At 71.7% G+C, this 21,954-nt stretch carries 23 protein-coding genes; 6 read left to right on the top strand and 17 right to left on the bottom strand.

Features of this window, described 5'->3' with window-relative positions:
• The first annotated feature begins 119 nt into the window (after nucleotides 1-119).
• Nucleotides 120-1,214, top strand: a complete 1,095-nt coding sequence (hrcA, locus tag MKK68_RS15410) for a heat-inducible transcriptional repressor HrcA (protein WP_244031049.1) — start codon at nucleotides 120-122, stop codon at nucleotides 1,212-1,214.
• Nucleotides 1,215-1,400: 186 nt separating this feature from the next.
• Here the strand turns inward: hrcA and MKK68_RS15415 are convergent, their stop codons facing one another.
• Nucleotides 1,401-2,228: a DUF1236 domain-containing protein gene (locus MKK68_RS15415; RefSeq protein WP_244031051.1), complete on the bottom strand. Its 828-nt coding sequence runs from the start codon at nucleotides 2,226-2,228 to the stop codon at nucleotides 1,401-1,403.
• 244 nt (nucleotides 2,229-2,472) lie between these two features.
• Here MKK68_RS15415 and MKK68_RS15420 point away from each other — a divergent pair, with 244 nt between their 5' ends.
• Nucleotides 2,473-3,822, top strand: a complete 1,350-nt coding sequence (locus MKK68_RS15420; protein ID WP_147729610.1) for an MFS family transporter — start codon at nucleotides 2,473-2,475, stop codon at nucleotides 3,820-3,822.
• Between the two features lie 30 nt (nucleotides 3,823-3,852).
• Here the strand turns inward: MKK68_RS15420 and MKK68_RS15425 are convergent, their stop codons facing one another.
• Both MKK68_RS15425 and MKK68_RS15430 read right to left on the bottom strand, forming a co-directional pair.
• Entirely contained in the window at nucleotides 3,853-4,233 is a 381-nt protein-coding gene (locus tag MKK68_RS15425; protein WP_244031053.1) for a glutathione S-transferase N-terminal domain-containing protein, read from the bottom strand.
• 199 nt (nucleotides 4,234-4,432) lie between these two features.
• Nucleotides 4,433-4,990, bottom strand: coding sequence for a superoxide dismutase family protein (locus MKK68_RS15430; protein ID WP_147729999.1), 558 nt, complete (start codon nucleotides 4,988-4,990; stop codon nucleotides 4,433-4,435).
• 133 nt (nucleotides 4,991-5,123) lie between these two features.
• Between MKK68_RS15430 and MKK68_RS15435 the strand changes: the two genes are divergently transcribed.
• A complete protein-coding gene (locus tag MKK68_RS15435) occupies nucleotides 5,124-5,891 on the top strand; it encodes a TlyA family RNA methyltransferase (RefSeq protein WP_243937359.1) in 768 nt (255 codons plus the stop codon).
• Complete coding sequence (locus MKK68_RS15440; protein ID WP_244031055.1) at nucleotides 5,878-7,128, top strand: class I SAM-dependent RNA methyltransferase; 1,251 nt, start codon at nucleotides 5,878-5,880, stop codon at nucleotides 7,126-7,128. Before MKK68_RS15435 ends, MKK68_RS15440 begins: the two co-directional genes overlap by 14 nt.
• Before the next feature lie 148 nt (nucleotides 7,129-7,276).
• On the opposite strand, the gene MKK68_RS15445 is transcribed toward MKK68_RS15440, so the two are convergent.
• From MKK68_RS15445 to MKK68_RS15480, 8 genes are all read right to left on the bottom strand, one after another.
• Nucleotides 7,277-7,495, bottom strand: coding sequence for a hypothetical protein (locus MKK68_RS15445; protein ID WP_243931806.1), 219 nt, complete (start codon nucleotides 7,493-7,495; stop codon nucleotides 7,277-7,279).
• A gap of 37 nt (nucleotides 7,496-7,532) precedes the next feature.
• The gene (locus MKK68_RS15450) at nucleotides 7,533-8,006 is read right to left on the bottom strand and encodes a hypothetical protein (RefSeq protein ID WP_244031057.1); all 474 of its coding nucleotides are present in this window, start codon (nucleotides 8,004-8,006) and stop codon (nucleotides 7,533-7,535) included.
• A 240-nt stretch (nucleotides 8,007-8,246) separates the two neighbouring features.
• A complete protein-coding gene (locus tag MKK68_RS15455; protein WP_244031059.1) occupies nucleotides 8,247-9,011 on the bottom strand; it encodes an SOS response-associated peptidase in 765 nt (254 codons plus the stop codon).
• Between the two features lie 56 nt (nucleotides 9,012-9,067).
• Complete coding sequence (locus MKK68_RS15460) at nucleotides 9,068-10,072, bottom strand: magnesium transporter CorA family protein (RefSeq protein WP_147728142.1); 1,005 nt, start codon at nucleotides 10,070-10,072, stop codon at nucleotides 9,068-9,070.
• Nucleotides 10,073-10,158: 86 nt separating this feature from the next.
• Nucleotides 10,159-11,019, bottom strand: a complete 861-nt coding sequence (locus MKK68_RS15465) for an SDR family oxidoreductase (RefSeq protein WP_243931801.1) — start codon at nucleotides 11,017-11,019, stop codon at nucleotides 10,159-10,161.
• Between the two features lie 33 nt (nucleotides 11,020-11,052).
• Nucleotides 11,053-11,895: an SDR family NAD(P)-dependent oxidoreductase gene (locus MKK68_RS15470; protein WP_147859566.1), complete on the bottom strand. Its 843-nt coding sequence runs from the start codon at nucleotides 11,893-11,895 to the stop codon at nucleotides 11,053-11,055.
• Complete coding sequence (locus MKK68_RS15475) at nucleotides 11,892-12,659, bottom strand: enoyl-CoA hydratase-related protein (protein ID WP_244031061.1); 768 nt, start codon at nucleotides 12,657-12,659, stop codon at nucleotides 11,892-11,894. Before MKK68_RS15475 ends, MKK68_RS15470 begins: the two co-directional genes overlap by 4 nt.
• 202 nt (nucleotides 12,660-12,861) lie before the next feature.
• Nucleotides 12,862-14,607 (bottom strand): acyl-CoA dehydrogenase, encoded by a 1,746-nt coding sequence (locus tag MKK68_RS15480; protein ID WP_244031069.1) that lies wholly within the window; start codon nucleotides 14,605-14,607, stop codon nucleotides 12,862-12,864.
• Between the two features lie 144 nt (nucleotides 14,608-14,751).
• Between MKK68_RS15480 and MKK68_RS15485 the strand changes: the two genes are divergently transcribed.
• On the top strand, nucleotides 14,752-15,765 hold the full coding sequence (locus MKK68_RS15485; RefSeq protein ID WP_244031073.1) for an L-threonylcarbamoyladenylate synthase: 1,014 nt from the start codon (nucleotides 14,752-14,754) through the stop codon (nucleotides 15,763-15,765).
• 178 nt (nucleotides 15,766-15,943) lie between these two features.
• Here the strand turns inward: MKK68_RS15485 and wrbA are convergent, their stop codons facing one another.
• Nucleotides 15,944-16,543, bottom strand: a complete 600-nt coding sequence (wrbA, locus tag MKK68_RS15490; protein ID WP_244031075.1) for an NAD(P)H:quinone oxidoreductase — start codon at nucleotides 16,541-16,543, stop codon at nucleotides 15,944-15,946.
• 140 nt (nucleotides 16,544-16,683) lie between these two features.
• On the opposite strand from wrbA, the gene MKK68_RS15495 reads away from it, so the two are divergent.
• On the top strand, nucleotides 16,684-17,577 hold the full coding sequence (locus MKK68_RS15495; RefSeq protein WP_244031078.1) for a LysR family transcriptional regulator: 894 nt from the start codon (nucleotides 16,684-16,686) through the stop codon (nucleotides 17,575-17,577).
• Nucleotides 17,578-17,598: 21 nt separating this feature from the next.
• Here the strand turns inward: MKK68_RS15495 and greA are convergent, their stop codons facing one another.
• From greA to MKK68_RS15520, 5 genes are all read right to left on the bottom strand, one after another.
• Nucleotides 17,599-18,066: a transcription elongation factor GreA gene (gene greA / locus MKK68_RS15500; RefSeq protein WP_244031079.1), complete on the bottom strand. Its 468-nt coding sequence runs from the start codon at nucleotides 18,064-18,066 to the stop codon at nucleotides 17,599-17,601.
• Nucleotides 18,067-18,149: 83 nt separating this feature from the next.
• Entirely contained in the window at nucleotides 18,150-19,136 is a 987-nt protein-coding gene (locus MKK68_RS15505) for an MDR family oxidoreductase (RefSeq protein WP_243949523.1), read from the bottom strand.
• Nucleotides 19,137-19,235: 99 nt separating this feature from the next.
• On the bottom strand, nucleotides 19,236-19,841 hold the full coding sequence (locus MKK68_RS15510) for a hypothetical protein (protein ID WP_244031081.1): 606 nt from the start codon (nucleotides 19,839-19,841) through the stop codon (nucleotides 19,236-19,238).
• 204 nt (nucleotides 19,842-20,045) lie between these two features.
• Nucleotides 20,046-21,200 carry a cell wall hydrolase gene (locus MKK68_RS15515; protein ID WP_147862922.1) on the bottom strand — a complete coding sequence of 385 codons (1,155 nt, stop codon included), beginning with the start codon at nucleotides 21,198-21,200 and terminating at the stop codon, nucleotides 20,046-20,048.
• Nucleotides 21,201-21,399: 199 nt separating this feature from the next.
• Nucleotides 21,400-21,936 carry a hypothetical protein gene (locus MKK68_RS15520; RefSeq protein WP_147843704.1) on the bottom strand — a complete coding sequence of 179 codons (537 nt, stop codon included), beginning with the start codon at nucleotides 21,934-21,936 and terminating at the stop codon, nucleotides 21,400-21,402.
• Nucleotides 21,937-21,954: the final 18 nt, after the last annotated feature.

The following is a 21,954-nucleotide window of genomic DNA, read 5'->3' on the forward strand; positions in this document are numbered from 1 at the left end:
CGGGGTGCTTAGGCTGCGCCGCCACACGCGGCAACCCGAAGCGCCCGAGCGCCGTATGAGAAGCCCATGGATTGATCCGCAGGCTTTAGCGGGACACAATCATCGGCCAGGAACCGCGCGTGACCGAGTTTTCCCGACCCTTCTCCCAACCGCCGCAGGCGCAGGCCCTCGCCGCGCTGAACGAGCGTGCCCGCGAGATCTTCCGGCAGATCGTCGAGGGCTATCTCTCCACCGGCGAGCCGATGGGATCGCGCAACCTCGCGCGCATCCTGCCCATGACCCTGTCGCCGGCCTCGATCCGCAACGTGATGTCCGACCTGGAGCAGTCCGGGCTGATCTTCGCGCCGCACACCTCCGCCGGGCGCCTGCCGACCGAGCTGGGCCTGCGCTTCTTCGTCGACGCGATGCTCGAGCTCGGCAATGTCGGCCGCGAGGAGCAGGAGCGGATCGAGGCGCAGATGCGGGCGGCGGCCTCGCGGCACACCTTCGATTCGGCGCTGGCCGAGGCGTCGAGCCTGCTCTCGGGCATCTCGCGCGGAGCCGGCGTGGTGCTGACGACCAAAACCAACGTGCAGCTCAAGCACATCGAGTTCGTGCGGCTCGATCCGGCACGCGCCCTGGTGGTGCTCGTCTCCGACGACGGCTCGGTCGAGAACCGCCTGCTCGACCTGCCGCCGGGCCTGCCGGCGAGCGCGCTGCAGGAGGCGTCGAACTACCTCAACGCCCGCCTGCACGGCCGCACCCTCGGCGGCCTGCGCGCCGAGATCGAGGCGGGCCGCCAGGCCATGAAGCGCGAGCTCGACGCGATCACCGAGCGCCTGGTCGATGCGGGCCTCGCCGTGTCCGTCGGCCCGAGCGAGGCCCGCCAGCTCATCGTGCGCGGGCAGGCCAACCTGCTCGACGACCTCCGCGCGATCGAGGACCTCGAGCGGATGCGGCTGCTGTTCTCGGACCTCGAGACGCAGAAGGACGTGATCGACCTGCTCGCCCGCGCCGAGGGCGGCGACGGGGTGCGGATCTTCATCGGCTCGGAGAACAAGCTGTTCTCGCTCTCCGGCTCGTCGCTGATCGCGGCGCCGTTCCGCGACGGCTCGCAGACCATCGTCGGCGTCGTCGGCGTGATCGGCCCGACGCGCCTGAACTACGCCCGCATCGTGCCGATGGTCGACTACACGGCGCGGGTCGTCTCGCGGATGCTCGACCGCGGGACGTAGGGCCGGGGCCGCTCGCCCGATGCGCCGCCGCGCCCCTCGGTTGGCGCGGGATGTCGGCTCGCGAAGCACATCGGGAGAGGGGGAGCGCCGTATCCGGACGACGCACCCGCCTCTCCCGACCCTTGCCGCCACGAGGCCCACCCTCCCCCGCAGAGGAGGGAGGGCAGGCCGGCGCGGGTTTTCGCCTCAGCCGCGGATCACGTCCACGATCTGGTAGGTGTCCGGATCGACGATGACGATGTCGTCGTCCACGAGGACGTAGCTGTAATCCTCGTATTCCGGTGCCAGCTCGACGATCGCCGGCGGGAGGCGGTGCAGTTCATAGCTGCGGGCGATCGCCGTGCCGACGGTGAGCGCGAAGGCGCCGGCCGCCAGGCGCGGCACGCCGCTGCGGAACAGGTCCTGGCGGAACCGGGTGCGCTCGGCGCCGCCGAGACGCCCATAGGCGCCGCGGGCCTCGCCGCCGCCGCGCGGACCGCGGGCGCCGCGATCCGGACGACCGTCGCGGTCGCCGCGGGTACCCGGGCCGTCGCGATCGCCCCGGCCGTCACGGGCGCCGGGACCATCACGGTCGCCGCGTCCGTCGCGCGCCGCCGGACCGTCGCGATCCCCGCGGGGGCCGCCGGTCTCGTTGCGCCCGGGGCCGCCGCGCTCGTCGCGGGCGCCGGGCTTGCCGCCGGGGCCGTCGTCGCGCATCGCACCGCCGCGTTCCGCACCGCCCGGCGCCCCGCGATCGGCACCCCCGCCCGGCCCGCCGCGCTCGGCCGCGCCGCCCGCCGGGCCGCCGGCGTCGTTCCCGCGCATCGCGCCGCCGGCACCACCGCCAGCACCGCCGCCAGGGCCTGCACCGCCGCGCATGCCACCGCCGGCGCCGCCGCCAGCACCGCCCGCCGGTCCGCCGGCGCCGCCGCCCGGCCCGCCGGCACCGCCGCCGGGGCCGCCCTGGCCGAAGGCCGTGGCCGTGCCCAGCACCAGCACGGCGGCCGTCACCGTTCCGCGAAAGATCTTGTTCATGGCGCTCGATCCCGTCCCGTTATTGTTGAAAGGCCACGTCCGTCGCCGACCGACGAAGTCACCGCCCCGAAACGGTACAGTCCCGAAAAGCGTTCCGTCGGCGCGTGCCTCTCGGAGACGACGTGACACGGGCGGTGGGCATCCTCGTTCGCGCGCCCACGCGGCCTAGGCGGTCCCGGTCCCCGCCTGTAACGTCGCCCGTATCAAGAATGCACCGTCCGAACGACGGAGACAGGGAGCCAGCATGTCCGACTCGATCGGGATCGCGCCAACCGCCGAAGACGTGGCGGCCGACCGCAGCCGCCGCATCCGGGCGATCGTCGCCTCGTCCTCCGGCAACCTGGTCGAATGGTACGATTTCTACTGCTACGCCTTCTTCGCGATCTACTTCGCGTCGTCGTTCTTCCCGAAGGGCGATTCCACCAGCCAGCTTCTCCAGACCGCCGGCATCTTCGCCGTGGGCTTTTTCATGCGGCCGATCGGCGGCTGGCTGTTCGGGCGCATCGCCGACCGCGTCGGGCGCCGGACCTCGATGGTCATCTCGGTCCTGATGATGTGCATTGGCTCGCTGTTCATCGGCCTGCTGCCCACCTACGAGACCGTGGGCGCCGCAGCCCCCGTGCTGCTGCTGCTGGCGCGCATGCTCCAGGGCCTCTCGGTCGGCGGCGAGTACGGCACCAGCGCCACCTACATGAGCGAGGTCGCGCTGAAGGGTCAGCGCGGATTCTTCGCCTCGTTCCAGTACGTGACGCTGATCGGCGGCCAGCTCCTGGCCTCGCTGGTGCTGATCGTGCTGCAGTTTGCGCTCACCGAGGCGCAGCTGCACAGCTTCGGCTGGCGAATCCCGTTCTTCCTCGGGGCGGTGGCCGCCATCGTCGCCCTCTACCTGCGGCGCTCGCTCGCCGAGACCGCGGGCTCCGACAAGGAGAACGCCGGCACCTTCTCCGAGCTTGCCAAGCATTGGCGCGCGTTCTGCGTGGTCCTGGCCTACACCGCCGGTGGCTCGCTGGTGTTCTACACCTTCACCACGTACATGCAGAAGTATCTTGTCAACACCGCGCATTTCGACAAGGGCACGGCCTCGCGCACGATGACTGCGGTGCTGCTGGTCTACATGATGGTCCAGCCGCTGTTCGGTGCGCTGTCGGACCGGATCGGGCGCAAGGCCAACATGCTGCTCTACAGCGGCCTCGGCACGCTGATGGTGGTGCCGCTGATGACCGCGATCGGCGCGACGCAGGACCCCTACGTCGCCTTCGGCCTGATCACGCTGGGGCTGCTGGCGGTGAGCTTCTACACGGGGATCAGCGGCATCGTGAAGGCGGAGCTGTTCCCAACCAAGGTCCGCGCGCTCGGCGTCGGCCTGTCCTACGCCCTCGCCAACGCCACCTTCGGCGGCACCGCCGAATACGTGGCGCTGTGGTTCAAGGAGGCGGGGATGGAATCGAGCTTCTTCTGGTACGTCACCATCCTGCTCGCGATCGCCTTCGTCGCCTCGCTGATCATGCCGAACCCGAAGGTCCACGGCTATCTCGACGGCGACGGCACGGTGGAGGAGGCGCTCGGAGGCAAGCCGCGCCTGGCGCGGGCCTGAGCCCGGCCCTGCCGTCGCGCGGAATGCCCGTCAGGCCGTCCGGGACCGGTTCTTGAGCTCCGTGTTCTCGCGGTAGAGGGACTGGAGGTTCTTGAAGACGCCGCCGAGATAGGCCTGGTAGGTCGGCAAGGCATCGGGCGCGACGCCGGCGCGCTCCGCGAAATGGGCGACGATGGCATCGGATTCGGTCGTGAACCGGCCGGGCGCAAGCTCGGCCGTCGGGAAGGTCACCGTCTCGACCGCCGGCGCGAGCCGGCTGCGGATCGACGTCTCCGCCGCGTCGCCGGGGACGAACTCGCGCAGGTCCGCCCGATCCAGCTGCCCGGTTTCGAGCAGGAACAGGCGGACCTTGAAGCAGAACGGGCAGCCCGCCTTCAGGTAGACGGTCGGCTTGAACGCGGCGTCGGTCATCGTCGGTCATCCTCGTCGTCGAAGTGGGTCGGGCAGTCCCGCGGTAGCGGGCCGGAAGCGCTCGGCGGCGCGGCCGGGGACCGCGCCGCCGCGTCGGATCCGACCGATCCGCCGGTCGGCACGGGCCGGGACATCCCTCGCCGGGCGTCGGCCGCCTTCGACCGAGGGCCTCGTGCCCCTCAGTGGATCGTCGTGCGGGTCACTTGATCACCGCGCAGCCGATGCGGTTGCCGGCGCCGCCGATCGGCTGCGTGGTGTGGTCGTCCTCGTTGGCGTGGACGATCAGCGCCGAGCCGTCGCCGTCCTGGAGGCCGCCGTCGCCCGTCAGCGGCGTCTCGCTAGAGACCTCGGCGTTCACCGAGCCGTCGGCCGCCGCGTAGACGTTGGGCAGGTCGCCCTCGTCCGGGCCGTCGGGGTTGAGCAGGCCGTGCTTGCTCTGGTCGTGGTTCACGTGCGCCTTCGAGTTCATGAACTTGTCGGTGTCGGAGCAGTCGCCGACCGCGTGGAAGTGGATGCCGTGCCAGCCGGGCGGCAGGCCGCCGGCCTTGATCGCGATCCGCATCACCAGCGCGTTCGCGCCGTCGCGGATCGTCAGCGTCCCGATCGGCTCGCCCTTGTTGTTCTTGATCTCGCCGGTGAAGGTCTGGGGTGCGGCGGCCGGGGCCGACTCCGCGGCCGGCGGGGTCTGCGCGAGCGCTCCGGTGGCGCCGGATGCGAAGCCGACGAGGGCTGCGAGCAACGGCAGGGTGCGTGTCATGTGATGGCTCTCCTCTCCACGTCGGGCTAGTTAGGCCGTCATCCGGTCCTCCGACAGGGCTTTCTTCGATCGCGCCGCCCGGGCAGCCCGGCGGCCGGACCATTCGTGACCCCTTCCCCGTGAACCAGCCTCGATGACGCGCGACAGGATCAGGGCCGACCTCCTGCTGGTCGAGCACGGCCATTTCGAGAGCCGGGCGCGGGCGCAGGCCGCCATCGCCGCCGGCCTCGTGCGGGCCGACGGGCGCGCGGTCACCCGCGCCTCCGAGCGGCTGGCGGCCGACGCGGCGATCGAGGCCAGCGCGCCCCACCCCTTCGTCTCGCGCGGCGGCCTGAAGCTCGAGGCGGGCCTCGACGCCTTCGGCCTCGATCCGGCCGGCCTCCCCTGCCTCGACGTCGGCGCCTCGACCGGCGGCTTCACCGACCTGCTCCTGCGCCGCGGCGCGACGCGGGTCGTCGCGGTCGATGTCGGGCACGGCCAGCTTCACGCCAGTCTGAGCGCCGACCCACGGGTCACGAACCGCGAAGGGACCGACATCCGAACCCTCGCGCCGGGCAGCCTCGACCCTGCCCCTTGCCTTGCCAGCATCGACGTGAGCTTCATCGCCCTGCGCCTCGTGCTGCCGGCGGTGGCCGGGCTGCTGGCGCCGGGCGCGCACCTGATCGCGTTGATCAAGCCGCAATTCGAGGCCGGCCGCGAGCGCGTCGGCCGCGGCGGCATCGTCCGCGACGACGCCGTCCACGCGGAGGTCTGCGATGCGGTGCGCCGCACCCTCGCCGGCCTCGGCTTCACGATCCTCGGCCTGATCCCCTCCCCCGTTCGGGGCGGGGACGGCAACACCGAATTCCTCGTCGGCGCACGCGCCGATCGACCGCACGAAAGACCCGATGACCGCATCTGAAACCGTCACGATCCGTCGCCTCGGCGCGCGCGGGGACGGCATCGCCGAAGACGGCACGGCGATCGCCTTCGCGCTTCCGGGCGAGCGCGTCGCGATCCGGCGCGACGGCGGGCGCGGCGAGCTCCTCGGCATCGAGACGCCCTCGCCCGATCGGATCGCCCCGATCTGCCCGTACTTCACCCGCTGCGGCGGCTGCGCGACACAGCACCTCGCGCCCGAGCCCTACGCCGCCTGGAAATACGCGCAGGTCGCCAACGCCCTGGCCCAGGCCGGGCTCGACCGCGCTCCCGATCCGCTGATCGACGCCCACGGCGAGGGCCGCCGGCGCATCACCCTGCACGTCCGCGAGGTCGAGGGCCGGGCCGAGGCCGGGCTGATGGCCGCGCGCAGCCACGCCCTCGTCGCGATCGACCATTGCCCGATCACCGTGCCGGCCCTGCATCGGGCCCCCGAGATCGCGCGGGCGCTCAGTGCGCCCCTCGGGCACGGGCGAAAGCCCCTCGACGTCGCGGTGACCGCGACCGAGGCCGGGCTCGACGTGGACCTGCGCGGCCACGGCCCGGCCGAGGCCGGCGTGCGCGCCACGCTGGTGCGGCTCGCCGGAGAGCTCGACCTCGCCCGCCTGTCGCTGCACGGCGACGTGGTGGTGGAGCGCAAGGCCGTCACGGTGGCCTCGGGCGACGTGCGCCTCCATCCGCCGCCGGGCGGCTTCCTCCAGGCGACGGCGGCCGGCGAGGCGACGCTGTCTGGGCTGGTGTGCGACGCCTTCACCAAGAAGACCAAGCGCGCCGTCGACCTGTTCTCCGGCTGCGGGCCCTTCACCCTGGCGATGGCGCGCACCGCCACCGTCCACGCGGTCGAGAGCGAGGCCGGCGCGCTGGCGGGCATCGCGCGGTCCTATCGCTCCGCGCTCGGCCTGAAGGGCGTCACCACGGAAGCCCGCGACCTGTTCCGCCGCCCCGTCCTCGCCCACGATCTGAACGGCTACGACGCCGTGGTCTTCGATCCGCCGCGGGCCGGCGCACAGGTGCAGGCGAAACAGATCGCGGAATCCAAGGTGCCGCTGGCCGTCGGCGTCAGCTGCGAGGCCGGGACCTTCGCCCGCGACGCGGCGACCCTGGTCGCGGCGGGCTTCGGCCTGGAGCGGGTCACCCCGGTGGACCAGTTCCGGTACTCGGGCCACGTCGAGATGGTCGGGGTGTTCCGCAGGGCGGTCGCGGTCAAGCGCCGGCTGTAGCGGTCGGCGGCCGCCTCGACGCGGTACCGAGCCCGCGCGGACGCGACGGAGCGTCACGCCTCCCGGAGGCAGGGAAGAGGTCGAACCTCGTCGCTCCGTGCGGGTCGGTCGCCGCGAAGGCGCGGGGCCGCACACGGGGTGGGGCCGGCTACGAGCGGTCGGCCTCGGCCGTCACGAAGGTCAGGCAGCGGGCGCGGGCCTGCGGATCCCTGATGCGGTCGAAGGCTCGGACGAGGGCCAAGGTCTCGGCCTCTCGGGATTCGGGCTCGCCCCCCGTGAAGAACGTGCTGACCGGCTCATCGAGCGTTTGCGCGATCCGCTCGAGGCTCGCGCGCGCGATGGACAGATGGGCATCCGGCTTTTTCACAAGACGACCTCATAGGCACGGCCTCCCACGGAGCCAATCAATTTATCGAGACTCCGGCCGCCTTCGGCCCAAGGCTGTTGGCGAGATGGCGACCCAGGATCACCAGGGCCTTCCTCACGATGTCGGCGGCCTCGTCGTTCCCGGTCGCCACAGCTTCGCGGTAGGCGGCGGAGAAGTCCTCGACGACCGCATCGAGCGCCTCGCCGTTCATGTCGGCCAGGAGAGTCTGGACGGCGCCGACGGAGACGGCCCGCTTCGGTTCCTGCCACGCCGGGGCGAAACGCGTGCTCGAGGATCGGATCGCCTCGCGCGACCGATCGATCGCCAAGCGGGACAGCGCCATCAGATCGTTCGAATGCCCGATGCGCCGACGGCTCTGTCGGATCCGGGTCTTGAGAGCTGCTTTCTCGCATCGATAAGCAATCATGGATATGATCTCGCAGGTGATGAAATCGATGATCGTGCAAATGCGAAAGCAATAGACGATAGGGCACTGACAGTTTTGCGTCAAATCAACGTCTGATGTTCAGGTTTGTTTGTCGCGTGACCTGGGCATCAGGCTTTCGTGGATCCGGTGCGCCAATGCGGGCCACGTCGTGCCTCGATAGGGTCGGGGGCACGGCTGCCGCGCCCCAACCAACGAAAAAGGATCATAGGGCGGTTGGATGCTGCACGTTCACTCGGCCGGCGAGAAGTGAAACCAACATAAGTTGTATGTCGGCCTCACGTTTCTGTTACCGCGTGTGCCGGTTCAGAACAGGCTGCCTTGCGCGTCCTCGTCGCTGGACCGCGGTTGTTCGGCTGCTGGACGATCCGCCGGTGGGATGGCCGGCTGAGGCCGGCCGACTGGCACGATCAACACCGCGTCGTCATTGCGAACGGCGTTCACCCGGTCGGAGACCGGGTCGAGGCGGAGCCAGTCGTCCGGGCATGGCCGGCAAAGGGCCGCCGCCTCGGCCTGATCCACCGCGCGGGTGTCGAGCCAGGGTGCGACCTGCTCCGGCGCGAGGATCGCGGGCATCCGGTCGTGCACCGCCGCCATGGTTCCGTTGGCGCCCGTCGTGACGATGGCCGCCGTGTCGATCTCCGAGCCGTCCGCCCCGAGCCAGGATTCCCACAGGCCGGCGAGCGCCATCGGCGCGCCGTCCGCGCGGCGGATCGCGAAGGGCGTCCGCACCGCGCTGCGTCCGGTGCCCTCGCGCCGCCATTCGTAGAAGCCGTCGGCCAGGAAGACGCAGCGGCGGTGGCGCACCGCGCCGCGGAAGGTCGCCTTCTCCAGGATGGTCTCGACCCGCGCGTTGATCACCAGCGGAAAGGTCTTGGGGTCCTTCAGCCAGCTCGGCCAGAATCCCCAGCGCACCAGCCGGAAATGCCGCGCGCCGCCCTCGGCGATCACGATCGGCACGGGCTGCGTCGGCGCCACGTTGTAGCGCGGCGGGAAGTTCGGGCGCTCCGGGTAGCCGTAGAATTCGGCGAAGCGTTCGGGCGCCTGGGCGATGAAGAAGCGTCCGCACATCCCGAGAGGTTCCTATCCGCCGGCGATCGCCGCCCGCGGCGGCGCGCGGCGGCCGTCTAGAGCCACTTCTTCCAGCGGAAGAACACGTAAGGCAGCACGGCGGCGACGACCATCATCACCACTGCCATCGGGTAGCCGAAGCTCCAGTCGAGCTCCGGCATGGTCTTGAAGTTCATCCCGTAGATCGAAGCGATCAGCGTCGGCGGCATGAACACCACCGCCATGACCGAGAACAGCTTGATGATGTTGTTCTGCTCGAGGTTCACCAGCCCCAGGGTCGCGTCGAGCAGGAACTGGATCTTCGAGGACAGGAAGGTCGCGTGCTCCTCGAGCGATTGCAGGTCGCGCAGGGTCGAGCGCACGTCCTCGCGCAGCTCGCGCGGGGCCTTGGCCGTCCGGTAGGTGGCCGAGAGCGAGAGCAGGATGCGCTCCATCGAGACGAGGCTCTCGCGCTGCTTCGAGATCAGGTCGCCGTGGCGGCCCAGCGCCCGCAGCGTGTCCTGGAGCGCGGTGTTGCGCGCGCTCGGATCGGCCTGGACTTCGAAGATCTTGCCCGAGAGCCGGTCGATGCGCTCGCCCTGGAGCTGGAGCACGTCCGCCGCGCGGTCGATCACCGCCTCGATCAGGCCGGCGAGGATGGTCTCGCCCGAGGGCGTCCCCGTCGGCCCGCTGCCGGTCGCCCGGCCGGCGCGCTGGGTGTACATCCGGAACGCCTGCGGCTCCTCGTAGCGCACCGTCACGAGCTTGCGGCCCTGCAGGATGAAGGTGATGCCGGCGAGCCCCGGATCCTCCGAATCGCTGACCTTCGAGAGCACGCGCCCAGTCATGTAGCGGGCGCCGTCCTCGACGTAGAGCAGCTCGGAGGGCTCGATGTCCTTCATCTCCTCCCGCGTCGGCACCTGGATGCCCATGAAGGCCTCGACCTTGAGGTCCTCCTCCCGCGTCGGCTTGATCATGTCGAGCCAGACGGTGTCGTCGGGGATCGGGTCCTGCAGCTCGAGGGGGCGGCGCTCCAGCAGCATCTGGCCGGTGCCGGTGACCGGCTGGTGGATGAAGATCACGAAGAGCGAACCTGGGGATGGGCGCTCTGTCGAGCGCCGTCATGGGCGGGGGCGCTCACGCGAGCGCCGTTCAGGGACGAACGCGCTCAGTCGAGCGCGTGGGGCGGCGGCGCGCTTGCATCCGGCACGAAGAAGTCCGGCGCAAGGGGCACGCCCGCGGTGACGCGGTATTGCGAGAAATCCGTGACGCCGTTCTGCGACAGGAACGTGTCGTCGATCAGGAATTGGCCGGTGATCTCGCGAGCCGGCTTCAGAAACAGGGTATGGGCCGCGTCGGCGATGATCTCGGGGGTGCGGCTCGCCCGCATCAGCGCCTCGCCGCCGAGCAGGTTGTTGACCGCCGCCGTCGCGATGGTGGTGCGCGGCCACAGCGCGTTCACGGCGATGCCGGCCTTGCGCAGCTCGCCGGCGAGGCCGAGCACGCACAGCGACATCCCGAACTTCGCCATCGTGTAGGCGAGGTGCGGCGAGAACCACTTCTCCGCCATGTCGAGCGGCGGCGACAGCATCAGGATGTGCGGGTTCTGCGCCTTCTCGAGATAGGGAAGCGCGTATTTCGAGACCATGTAGGTCCCGCGCGTGTTGATCTGATGCATCAGGTCGAAGCGCTTCATCTCGGTCTGGCGCGTCGGGGTCAGCGAGATCGCGCTGGCGTTGTTGACCACGATGTCGACGCCGCCGAACGTCTCCGCGGCGCGCGCGAAGGCGTCGCGCACCGAATCCTCGTCGCGCACGTCGACCACCAGCGGCAGCGCCCGGCCGCCGGCCGCCTCGATCGCGGCGGCGGCGGTGTGAATCGTGCCCTCGAGCTTGGGGTGGGGCGTCTCGGTCTTGGCCGCGATCACCACGTTGGCCCCGTCGCGGGCCGCGCGCAGGCCGATGGCGAGCCCGATGCCGCGCGAGGCGCCGGTGATGAACAGGGTCTTGTCGGCCAGGGTACCGGTCATCGCTTCCTCCGCGCGTGGGTCGGGCGTTGCGTGTCAGGGCTTGATCCGGAACCGGGCGGGCTGCGTCCCGTCGGCATCCGTGAAACCGTATTCCGCCGCGATGTCGCCGGCGTGGATCACCCGGCCCGACCGGGCGATCACGTCGGGGTCTGCGGCGAGCGCCGCCAGCGCGCGGCCGGCATAGAGCGGGCTCTCGGTGGCGAGCGCGCCCTGCCCGAGGTCGCAGACGCGCTCGGTCCGCACGAAGCCCGGCGAAAGGGCGAGCGCGGTGACGCCGTGCGGGCGCAGCTCCTCCCCGAAGGCGAAGGCGAGGCGGTTCGTCGTCGCCTTGGCGAGGTCGTAGTAGACGTCGCCGAGGTAGCCCTCCTCGGTGCCGAAGGAGACCAGCGCGATCAGGCCCGATCCGGCCGCGATCATCGCCGGCGCCACGGCGCGGGCGAGCAGCAAACCGGGATAGGGGCCGACGCGGGCGAATTCCGCGAACGGCTCGGCCGAGCGGCGCCAGAACGGCGTGCCCCATCCGGTCCCGTCCGGGTAGCGCTCGCCGTCGTAGCCCTCGTTGCCGCCCCAGACGCTCGAGACCGCGACGTCGATGCGGCCGAAGCGGCGCAGGGTCCAGTGGACGAGCGCGTCGACGGCGCGCTCGCTGGTGTGGTCGCAGAGGTAGTGATGGCCCTCGCCGCCGGCGGCGTCGACCTCGCGGCTGGTGTCCTCGATCGATTCGGCGCGCTGCTCGGTGCGCGGCCCGGTCTCGCTCGACCGGGCGGTGACGACCACCGTGGCGCCCGCCTCGCCGAGCGCCCGGGCGATGCCCCGCCCGACGCCGCGCGAGGCGCCCGCGACGAGGCAGATCTTCTGGCCGAGGTCGGGCGTCACGGCCTCGGGCCGGGCTTCGACCGGGCGAGGAATGCCCGGAACGCGCCCTGCGCCTCCTCCGTGCGCAGCTGCCGGTCGAACGCCTCAGCCTCGGCGTCCAGCGCCGCCTCGACCGCGGCCTGGTCCCCGCGGATCAGCTTTCGCGAGGCGGCGAGCGCGCCGCGCGGCAGGGCGGCGAGGCGCGCGGCCTGGCCGAGCGCGTGCTCCAGCAGCATGCCGGAGGGCATCACCGCGTTGACGAGCCCGAGCGATTCGGCCGCATCCGCGCCGAACATCTCCGAGAGCAGCAGCAGCTCGGTCGCCTTGAGGCGGCCGATCCGCCGCGGCAGCAGGTAGCTCGAGGCCGCCTCCGGCACGAGGCCGAGCTCGACGAAGGGCATGCGGAAGCGCGCCGCCGGGCTGGCATAGACGAGGTCGCAGTGCAGTGTCAGCGTCGTGCCGATGCCGACGGCGATCCCGTCGACCGCCGCGACCATCGGCGTCGCCGTGCGCGCGAGCTGCCGGATGAAGCGGAGCGAGGGCGCCTCGCTGAACGCCTTTTCCGCCCGCGAGACGAAGTCGGCGATGTCGTTGCCGGCGCAGAAGATGCCGGGCACCCCGGAGAACACCACCGCGCCGACGGCATCCGACGCGTCGGCCGAGGCCAGCGCCTCGCGCATCGCGTCGTACATCGCCCCGGTGAGCGCGTTCTTCTTCTCGGGCCGGTTCAGCGTGATCGACCGGACGCCGTCCGCGCCGTCGGTGATCGCCACGTGCTCGCTCATCTCCGCCTCCCCCTGATCATTCATTCCAGGCCTCACCAGCGACCGATCGATGTCACCGTTTCGGTTCCAGACCCATCATCCCAGGGCGCCGAAGGTGCGCCCGGGATCCGGAGCCGCCGCTCGGGCTCAATGAGGCGCCACCTGCGGTTCTGGATTCCGGTCTCCGCATCGCGGACCCGGAATGACGGGCGGAAGGCTTGCGTCATGCCATCAGAATTGCGGCCGCATCGTCCAGGAACCCGCCGCCGTCGATCACCACCTGGGCCAGCCCGTCGGCGGCCGGCAGCAGGTTCTCGGCGAAGAAGCGCGCGAGCGCGATCCGCGCGGCGTGCGCCGGATCGGTCTCGCCCGCCTTCAGCGCGGCGCGGGCGGCCAGCGCCTCGCGGGCGAGGCAGGCCGCGCCCTGGGCCAGGCCGAACAGCCGCAGGTACGGCGTCGCGCCGGCGAGGGCCGCGTCGGGCCAGTTGGACCTCAGGCTCGCCAGCTGGTGGCTGGTGGCACGGTCGAGGGCCTCGATGCCGGCGCGCAGCCGCGCCGGCGCGTGGCCGAGGGCCGGGTCGGCGGCCTTGAGCAGGGCTTCGGCGACCCGGCGCATGGCGGCGATCTGCGCGCGCACCGTGGCGCCGTCGTTCAACGGGAGCTTGCGCCCGGTGAGGTCGATCGCCTGGATGCCGTTGGTGCCCTCGTAGATCCCGAGGATGCGGGCGTCGCGCATCGCTTGCGCCGCGCCGGTCTCCTCGACGAAGCCCATGCCGCCGTGCACCTGCACGCCGAGGGAGGCGACCTCGTTGGCGATGTCGGTCGAGAACGCCTTGGCCACCGGCGTCAGCAGCGAGGCGCGGTCGAGCGCCGCCTTGCCCTCCGGCCCCTCGGCCGCGTCGAGGGCGGCCGCGGTCAGGTAGCAGATGCCGCGCGCGGCCGCGGTGCAGGCCTTCATCGTCAGCAGCATGCGCTGCACGTCCGGATGGGCGACGATCGGGCTCGTCTCGGCGGAGCCCGGCGCTTTTCCCTGCCGGCGCTCGCGGGCGTAGGCCAGCGCCCGCTGCGTCGCCGCCTCGGCGATGCCCACGCCCTGCAGCCCGACATTGAGGCGGGCGTTGTTCATCATCGTGAACATGCAGGCGAGCCCGCGATTCGCCTCGCCGATCAGCCAGCCGACGGCGCCGCCGTTGTCGCCGAAGGCCATCGAGCAGGTCGGCGAGGCGTGGATGCCGAGCTTGTGCTCCAGGCCCGAGCAGCGCAGGTCGTTCTCCGACCCGTCGGGGAGCACCTTCGGCACCAGGAACAGCGAGATGCCGCGGGTGCCCGCGGGCGCATCCTTCAGGCGGGCGAGCACGAGGTGGACGATGTTCTCGGCCATGTCGTGGGCGCCGTAGGTGATGTAGATCTTCGAGCCGACGATGCGGTAGCTGCCGTCGCCGGCCGGCTCCGCGCGGGTGCGGATCGCGGCCAGGTCCGAGCCGGCCTGCGGCTCGGTCAGGTTCATCGTCGCGGTCCACTCGCCGGAGACGAGCTTGCCGAGGTAGCGCGCCTTCAGATCCTCCGAGCCGTGCGCCGCCAGCGCCTCGATGCCGCCGGCGGTGAGCAGCGGGCACAGGCCGAAGGCGAGGTTGGCGCCGTTCCACATCTCGGTGCAGGCCGCGTCGAGCACCTGCGGCAGGCCCTGCCCGCCATGGTCCGGGTCGGCGGTGAGCCCGTTCCAGCCGCCGGCGACGAATGTCCTGTAGGCGTCCGCGAAACCCGGCGCCGTGGTGACGACGCCGTCCGCGAGCGTCGCGCCGTGCCGGTCGCCGATGCGGTTCAGCGGGGCGAGCACGTCGGCGGCGAGGCGTCCGGCCTCGGTGAGGATCGCGTCCGCGTCCTCGATGCCGAGCGCGCCCGTGCCGTCGAGCCCGGCGATGTGCTGCAGGGTGAACACCATCTCGGACACGGGTGCGCGGTAGCTCATCGGCTGTTCCTCCCGCCCGGCCCGGTTCGACCGCGCCTCGGCGTCTCGTTTGACGGTCGGCGCGGGGGCACGCTAGGCCCACGCCCTCCGCTGACGGCATACGCCCGAACCGGCCCCGCCGTCACCGCCGGAGATGGTTTATATATGAACGATCTCGCGTCAATCCCCGCCCCGGCCTCGGGCCGGCGCCCGACGGCCCGCCTCCCGGGCGACGGATCGGGCGTGGCGGAGGCGGCGCGCCTGATCCGGGCCGGCGCCTGCGTCGCCTTCCCCACCGAGACCGTCTACGGCCTCGGCGCCGACGCCACCGATGCGGAGGCGGTCGCCGGGATCTTCGCGGCGAAGGCGCGCCCGCGCTTCAACCCGCTGATCGCCCATCTGCCCGGCCGCACCGCCGCCGAGGGTCAGGGCACGTTCGACGACCACGCGCTTCGGCTCGCGGAGGCGTTCTGGCCGGGCCCGCTCACCCTGGTGGTGCCGGCCTCGGGCGGCACCACCGTGTGCGACCTGGCGCGTGCCGGCCTGCCGAGCGTGGCGCTGCGGGTTCCCGCCAACCCGCTCGCCCGCGATCTTCTCGCCGCAATCGGCCGCCCCGTCGCCGCCCCGTCGGCGAATCGCTCGGGCCGGGTCAGCCCGACGCGGGCCGACCACGTGCTCGCCGACCTCGACGGGCGGATCGCGGCCGTGCTCGACGGCGGCGACACCCCGGTCGGGATCGAATCGACGGTGATCGCCTGCCTCGGCGGCCCGCCGCGGCTGCTCCGGCCCGGCGGCATCACCCGCGAGGCGATCGCGGCCGTGCTCGGGACGGCGTTGGCCGCACCGGCGCAGGACGATGCGGCCCGGCCGATCGGCCCCGGCCTCCTGGCCTCGCACTACGCGCCGCGGGCCGCGTTGCGGCTCGACGCCGAGGTGGTCGAGCCCGAGGAGGCGGTGCTGCTGTTCGGTGCGTCGCGCCCGGTGGGGATCGAGCGCGCGCGCGCGGTCTCGAACCTCTCTCCGCGCGGCGACCTCACGGAGGCGGCGTCCCGCCTGTTCGCCGCCTTGCGCGACCTCGACGCGTCGGGATCCGCGATGATCGCGGTGTGCCGGATCCCCGCCGACGGCCTTGGCGAGGCGATCCTGGACCGGCTCGGACGGGCCGCCGCCCCGCGCTGAAAAAAACTTTCGTCCGGCGTGGAACCAGGGGTCGCGAGGGCTGTTTCCCCATCACGAAGGCCAGTTCAGCCCCCAATGGCCTTTTTCCTTCCAGGCTCGGAGCAATCCGAGCCTTTTTTCTTGCGCTTTTCCGGCAGCGGCGGGCCAAGGCAGCGAACCGCCCCGGCCCTCGACGGCGTCAGCCCGCCAGCTTGGCGGCGATCCCGGCCACGTGCCGGCCCTGGAACTTCGCCCCCTCGAGCTCGATCGCGATCGGCTGGCGCGAGCCGTCGCCGCCGGCGATGGTGCTGGCGCCGTAGGGCGTGCCGCCCGACACCGTCTGCACGTCGCTCATCCCCTTGAACGAGTAGGGAAGCCCGACGATCACCATGCCGTGGTGCAGCAGCACGGTGTGGAAGCTGGTGATCGTGGTCTCCTGCCCGCCATGCTGCGAGCCGGTGGAGGTGAACACCGAGCCGACCTTGCCGACGAGGGCGCCCGTCGCCCAGAGGCCGCCGGTCTGGTCGATGAACTGCTTCATCTGCGCGGCCATGTTGCCGTAGCGGGTCGGCGTGCCGAAGATGATCGCGTCGTAGTTGGCCAGCTCCTCGGGCTTCGCGATCGGGGCCGGCTGGTCGAGCTTGTAATGCGATTGCTTGGCGACCTCCTCCGGCACCAGCTCGGGCACGCGCTTCACGTGCACCTCGGCGCCGGTCTCGCGCGCGCCCTCGGCGGCGGCGTGGGCGAGCTGCTCCACGTGGCCCCAGGACGAATAGTACAGCACCAGGATCTTCGTCATCGTCGGCTTCCGTTCGCATGGCCGGGCGGCGATGCCGGGATCGGCGGCCGCCTCGCGCTCACCCGAAGATCGTACCCGCCGGGCTTTGCGCAAATGCCCCGATCTGCAAGAACGATCTTGCGTGAATGCAAGGTCGATGGATGGCGACGCCCTGGGACGACTTTCGGCTGGTGAAGGCCATCGCCGACCATGGCGGATTGACCGCGGCCGCCGCACGCCTCGGCATCAACCACTCGACCGCGTTTCGGCGCCTTGCGGCGATCGAGGCGTCCGTCGGCGCACGCCTGTTCGAGCGCTCGCGTGCGGGCTACGCGGCGACGCAGGCCGGGATGGCGATGGTCGAGGCGGCCGGCGCGATGGAGGAGACCGTCGCGCGTTTCGCCCGCGACGTCGCCGGGCGCGCCTCGGAACCGACCGGCCTTCTCCGCATCACCGCGCCGTCGGGCTTGGTCACCGACCTGCTGATGCCGATCCTCGCCGATTTTCGCACCCGGTGCCCGGGGATCCGCCTCGACGTGGTGGTGTCCGACGACGCGCTGAACCTCTCGCGCCGCGATGCCGATGTGGCGGTCCGCGCCAGCAACGACCCGCCGCAGAACCTGTTCGGGCGCCGCCTCTCGACCGTCGGTTGGGCCCTCTACGGCCGCGCCGACGATACGGATCGCGACCCGCGGCGTGCGGATTGGGTGGCGCCGTCGGAGCAGGTCGGCGACGGCAGGTTCCTGCGCTTTGTCGCCGAGCACGGCGACCCGGACCGCATCGTGATGCAGCTGAACACGGTCGCCGGCCTGTGCGAGGCTGTGGAGGCCGGCATCGGCATCGGCCTGCTGCCCTGCCTCAGCGCCGATCGGCGGCCGGGTTTGCGCCGGCTGCGGCCACCCGATCCCCACTTCGCCGACGGCCTGTGGATGCTGACGCACCCGGACCTGCGCCATTCGGTGCGGGTCCGGGCCTTCATGGATTTCGTCGGCGATGCGGTCGTCGCGCTGCGCCCGGTCATCGAGGGCCGTACGGCGAACGACGGAACGGCTTAGCCGGGCGGGACGAACCGACGATCAGCCGGCCTTGATCTCGGTGATCTCGACCTCCTGCCCGTTCACCTCGACGACGTCGCCGACGCTCTTGCCGGTGATCGCCTTGGCGAGCGGGGCGACGTAGGCGATCGAGCCCTTGGCCGGATCGGCCTCGTCCTCGCCGACGATGTGGAAGGTCTGGCGGGTGTCGTCCTCGCGCAGCACGGTCACCGTCGAGCCGAAATGCACGGTGTCGCCCTCGACCGTCTCGACGAGCTGGGCCGTGCCGAGGCGCGTGGTCCAGTAGCGCAGGTCGCGCGTGACGCGGGCGGTGTCGGCCTTGTCGTCGAGCGTCAGCTGAGCCTGCTCGGCCTGGAGGCGCGCGACCTCCTGCTCGATCTGCGCGAGCCCCGCCGGGGTGACGAAGTTGGTGTGGGGGGAGATCGGGCGGTCGGGGAGGTCCTCGAAGGCTTCCCCGCCCTCCTTCTCGCGAACGAATGCACTGCTCATGGGTCGAGAATGCCCCGGCTTGCGCCGCGGTTCCGTCCCGAAGCCGACTCATCGCCGGGGCGATCGGCGTTCGGCGTCGCGCGTCAGCCGATCTCGACCACCGTCCGGCCGCGGATCTTGCCCGAGAGGATGTCGGCTCCAAGGCCGCCGACCTCGGCGAGGCCGACGCGGTTCGTCATCGCCGCAAGCTTCTGCAGGTCGAGCTCGTCGGCCAGCCGCGCCCAGGCGGCGCGCCGCTTCGCCTGCGGCGTGGTCACGCTGTTGATGCCCAGCAGCGACACGCCGCGCAGGATGAAGGGGGCGACCGAGGTCGGCAGGTCCATGCCCTGCGCCAGGCCGCAGGCGGCGACCGCTCCGTCGGCCTTGGTCTGGGCGAGCACGTTGGCGAGCGTCGTCGAGCCGACGGCGTCGACGGCCACGGCCCAGCGCTCCTTGCCGAGCGGCTTGCCGGGCTTGCCGAGCTCGTCGCGGTCGACGATCTCGGCGGCGCCGAGGGACTTGAGATACTCCGCTTCCCCGGCGCGCCCGGTCGAGGCCATCACGTGCCAGCCGGCTCGCGCCAGCAGCGCGACCGCGACCGAGCCGACGCCGCCCGAGGCGCCGGTGACCAGGGCGGGACCGTCCTTCGGGGTCAGGCCGTGGGCGTCGAGCGCCATCAGGCAGAGCATCGCGGTGTAGCCGGCGGTGCCGATCGCCATCGCCTGCTCGGGCGACAGGCCGGCGGGCAGCGGCACCAGCCAATCGCCCTTCACCCGCGCCTTCTCGGCATAGGCGCCCAGATGCGTCTCACCGACGCCCCAGCCGGTGAGAACCACCGCGTCGCCGGGCTTGTAGTCGGGGTGGTCGGAGGCCTCGACGACGCCCGAGAAGTCGATGCCGGGGATCATCGGGAAACGGCGCACCACCGGCGACGCGCCGGTCATCGCCAGCCCGTCCTTGTAGTTCAGGCACGAATGGGTGACGCGGACGGTGACGTCGCCGTCCATCAGGTCGGCCTCGTCGAAATCGGTGAAGGACAGGCTCTGACCGGCCTCGCCCTTCTCGATCACCCAAGCCTTGAACCGCGCCATGCTCGCCTCCCGATGCGTTCGGGGGACCTGTGGTGGGAGCGGCGCGAAATCAACCCGCCGGAGGATCGGGCTCCGGCGGGGCGTTGCGGGCGGAGACTCTCAGTAGCCGTCGTAGAGGCTGCCCGAGGAGAAGCCGAGGCCGACGCCGATATCGGCCGAGCTCGCGCCGGCGATGCCGAGCGCGTCCGGGATCGAGCCGAACCGCGGCCCGCCATAGCCGACGCCCTGGTAGCCGCCACCGTATCCGCCGCCATAGCCGCCGCCGACCGGCACCCAGCCCGAGCGGGCCGGCGCGACGAGGACGCGGCGGCTGACGCTGGCGTATTCCGGCGGGATCGTCTCGGGGATCGACTGGGCCGGCTGCACCAGCACGCGGCGGTGCTGCACCGCGAACTGCGGCGGGGTGGTGACCCAGCAGCCGATCAGCTCGCCGTAGGGCCCGCGCCGGGTCTGCCAGGTCCGGCCGCCGGGCGACACCATCACCCGCTCCGACACGGTGTCGTAGACCGGCGGCGTGGTGCGGTAGATCGTGCGGGGCGGCCGCACCAGTACGTTTTCCTGCACGGTGTCGAACACCGGCGGGGTCGAGACGTGGCGGTAGCATTCGGAGCCGTAGCAGCCACCGGCCGAAGCGGGCGATGCGACGAGGACGGCACCGGCGAGGGCGGCGAAGAGCAGGGTGTTTCGGGCGACCGGCGCGGTCATGACGGCTTCCTCTGATACGCGGAACGAAAGGGATGACGCGAAGGGCGCGCACATCTCGACGCTCAAGAGGCCGTCGGGTTGCTGTACAAGCAAGCACTATCCGAAAGTAGGGTAAAATTAACCCTCGATCCGGAGTACGTAGTTACCGTCTACGTAAGTAAATCCTCGATGAACTGCATTGCGGAATTTCGCTGCTCTTCGATCCTACGTCTGCCCGGGCTTGAGCTCGTAGAAGATGTGCCGGCCGATGACGTCCATCTTGCGCAGGCGCCGCGACCAGCCCGGCTTGACGTAGTCGGCATGGTAGTGCGTCGCGTCGCCGACCTCGGCGAGGTAGGTGCGCCCCTCGATCACCGACTGCGCGATGCGGGTGGCGGTGGCCCACGAGCCCGAATCGGTGATGCGCAGGGCCTTGCCCTCGCAGGCGAAGGAGAACTGGCAGCCCATGTAGCGGTGTCGGTTCTGGTAGACGACGCCGCAGACGTTCGACGGGTAGAGCCCGCTCTTCACGCGGTTCAGCACCACCTGGGCGACGGCGGCCTGGCCGGCCTCGGGCTCGCTGCGCGATTCGAAGTACACGGCCTCGGCGAGGCAGCGCTGCTCCTTGTCCATGGCGTCCGGCCCGATCAGGTCGGCGTAGCGATGGCGGGCGTCCTCGGGGACCGATTGCGCCACCGGCGGCTCCGTCCGGTCGGTGCGGATGGTGAGGCCCGGCAGCATCAGGCTGGCCGAGGCGACCTCGACCGGCGTCGCGTCGGCCGGCGCCGGCGTCGTCGAGGACAGGGCGACCGCGCGCGGCACCGGCGGCGTCGAGCCGTCGTCGCGGCGTTCCTCCGCGGCTTCGGCGATCGCGTCGTCGTCGCCGGGCGTGCCGGTGTCGGCGCGCCCGAGCCCGAGATCGGGGACGGGGACGAAGCCGGCGTCCGGCTCGAGGTCCGGGTTCCAGGTGGCGGTCCCCGGCGTCAGCAGGCCGGTGACGTTGCCGGTGAGGTTGGCGAAGAGCAGCGACGTGCCGGCTTCGCGCAACGATGCCGCGGTGCGCTCGAAGCTCGGGCCCGGCGCGCGCGCCGGATCGCCCTTGCCGCCGCGCTGCACGATCGGGAACACCCGCGCCTCGGCCTTGAGATCGGCCTGCAGCGGCGCGTCGCCGACCCGGCGCCGGGCGCGGACGGCGTCCGCCCGCTCGATGGTGAGGAGGGCGCCGGCGCCGTCGCGGCGCAGGCTCGCGCCGATCAGCACGGTGCCGGCCGGCAGGGCCGGGACCAGGCGTGCGTCGCTCTCGGTCAGCCGGCTCGACCCGAAGCTGGTCTCGGTGCCGGCGCTCGCCGTGAAGGAGACCAGCAGCCCGAGGCCGGCCATCCAGGGCGTGAAGGCGGTGCCGAGCCCGATGAGGCCCCGTCCGCGTCGTCCTCGTCTCGTGCCCACGCCGAACCGACCCGTACTGGAAAAGCCACGCCCGACGATCCTCCCGGCTGGTTCCGGTACGAGGATGGCGGTCGCGGATTTATCGCGCGGTATGGTTGCGGAGGGGTTAAAGGCCCCCGATCGACGGTTGCCCTCAGGCGGCGCGGACGACCGCGATGTCGAAGGTCGGGCCGTGCGGGCCCATGCGCTCGCGCATGGTGATGCGGTCGTCGGGCGTCAGGGTCCCGAGCGGCACGTCCCGGTCCGGCAGCACCACCGTCGTCGCCTTGTTGAGGTGGACCAGCACGTGGCGCTTCATCGGCAGCGAGGCCGCGGCCCAGGCCTTCAGCTGCCCGTAATACGGCTCGCGCGTCCACGCCTTCGGCTGGCCGGGGTCGACCTGCACGTTCATGTTGCGGTTCACCGGATCGAGGCTGAGCACCATCTTGGCGCGGTCGGGCTTCCACTCGGGGCCGAGCCAGCTCTCCGTCATCCACAGGCAGTGGAAGGCGCGGCAATGGTCGGGCCGGTCGGCGTGGATCGCGCAGCCGCGCCCTGCCCGGGTGTGGCGGCACCATTGCCCGGCGACGCTCTCGACCGCGGGCACGTCGTAGACCTTGCAGCACAGCGTGCAGGCGCCGCAGGCGCGGCCGGGGGCCGGCATCGCGACGATGGTGGCGGGATCGAGCATCGCGTCGAGGCTTCGCGG

This window comes from Methylobacterium sp. E-016 (assembly GCF_022829745.1).
In the GTDB taxonomy this organism is placed as follows: Bacteria; Pseudomonadota; Alphaproteobacteria; order Rhizobiales; family Beijerinckiaceae; genus Methylobacterium.

Coding starts and splice junctions, on each gene's coding strand:
- MKK68_RS15430 (WP_147729999.1), bottom strand. CDS start 4,990: ATGACACGCACCCTGCCGTTGCTCGCAGCCCTCGTCGGCTTCGCATCC.
- MKK68_RS15435 (WP_243937359.1), top strand. CDS start 5,124: ATGACGCGCGACAGGATCAGGGCCGACCTCCTGCTGGTCGAGCACGGC.
- MKK68_RS15485 (WP_244031073.1), top strand. CDS start 14,752: ATGAACGATCTCGCGTCAATCCCCGCCCCGGCCTCGGGCCGGCGCCCG.
- MKK68_RS15475 (WP_244031061.1), bottom strand. CDS start 12,659: ATGAGCGAGCACGTGGCGATCACCGACGGCGCGGACGGCGTCCGGTCG.
- MKK68_RS15455 (WP_244031059.1), bottom strand. CDS start 9,011: ATGTGCGGACGCTTCTTCATCGCCCAGGCGCCCGAACGCTTCGCCGAA.
- MKK68_RS15480 (WP_244031069.1), bottom strand. CDS start 14,607: ATGAGCTACCGCGCACCCGTGTCCGAGATGGTGTTCACCCTGCAGCAC.
- MKK68_RS15510 (WP_244031081.1), bottom strand. CDS start 19,841: ATGACCGCGCCGGTCGCCCGAAACACCCTGCTCTTCGCCGCCCTCGCC.
- greA (WP_244031079.1), bottom strand. CDS start 18,066: ATGAGCAGTGCATTCGTTCGCGAGAAGGAGGGCGGGGAAGCCTTCGAG.
- MKK68_RS15425 (WP_244031053.1), bottom strand. CDS start 4,233: ATGACCGACGCCGCGTTCAAGCCGACCGTCTACCTGAAGGCGGGCTGC.
- MKK68_RS15495 (WP_244031078.1), top strand. CDS start 16,684: ATGGCGACGCCCTGGGACGACTTTCGGCTGGTGAAGGCCATCGCCGAC.
- MKK68_RS15515 (WP_147862922.1), bottom strand. CDS start 21,200: ATGGCCGGCCTCGGGCTGCTGGTCTCCTTCACGGCGAGCGCCGGCACC.
- wrbA (WP_244031075.1), bottom strand. CDS start 16,543: ATGACGAAGATCCTGGTGCTGTACTATTCGTCCTGGGGCCACGTGGAG.
- MKK68_RS15505 (WP_243949523.1), bottom strand. CDS start 19,136: ATGGCGCGGTTCAAGGCTTGGGTGATCGAGAAGGGCGAGGCCGGTCAG.
- MKK68_RS15520 (WP_147843704.1), bottom strand. CDS start 21,936: ATGCTCGATCCCGCCACCATCGTCGCGATGCCGGCCCCCGGCCGCGCC.
- MKK68_RS15420 (WP_147729610.1), top strand. CDS start 2,473: ATGTCCGACTCGATCGGGATCGCGCCAACCGCCGAAGACGTGGCGGCC.
- MKK68_RS15415 (WP_244031051.1), bottom strand. CDS start 2,228: ATGAACAAGATCTTTCGCGGAACGGTGACGGCCGCCGTGCTGGTGCTG.
- MKK68_RS15465 (WP_243931801.1), bottom strand. CDS start 11,019: ATGACCGGTACCCTGGCCGACAAGACCCTGTTCATCACCGGCGCCTCG.
- MKK68_RS15440 (WP_244031055.1), top strand. CDS start 5,878: ATGACCGCATCTGAAACCGTCACGATCCGTCGCCTCGGCGCGCGCGGG.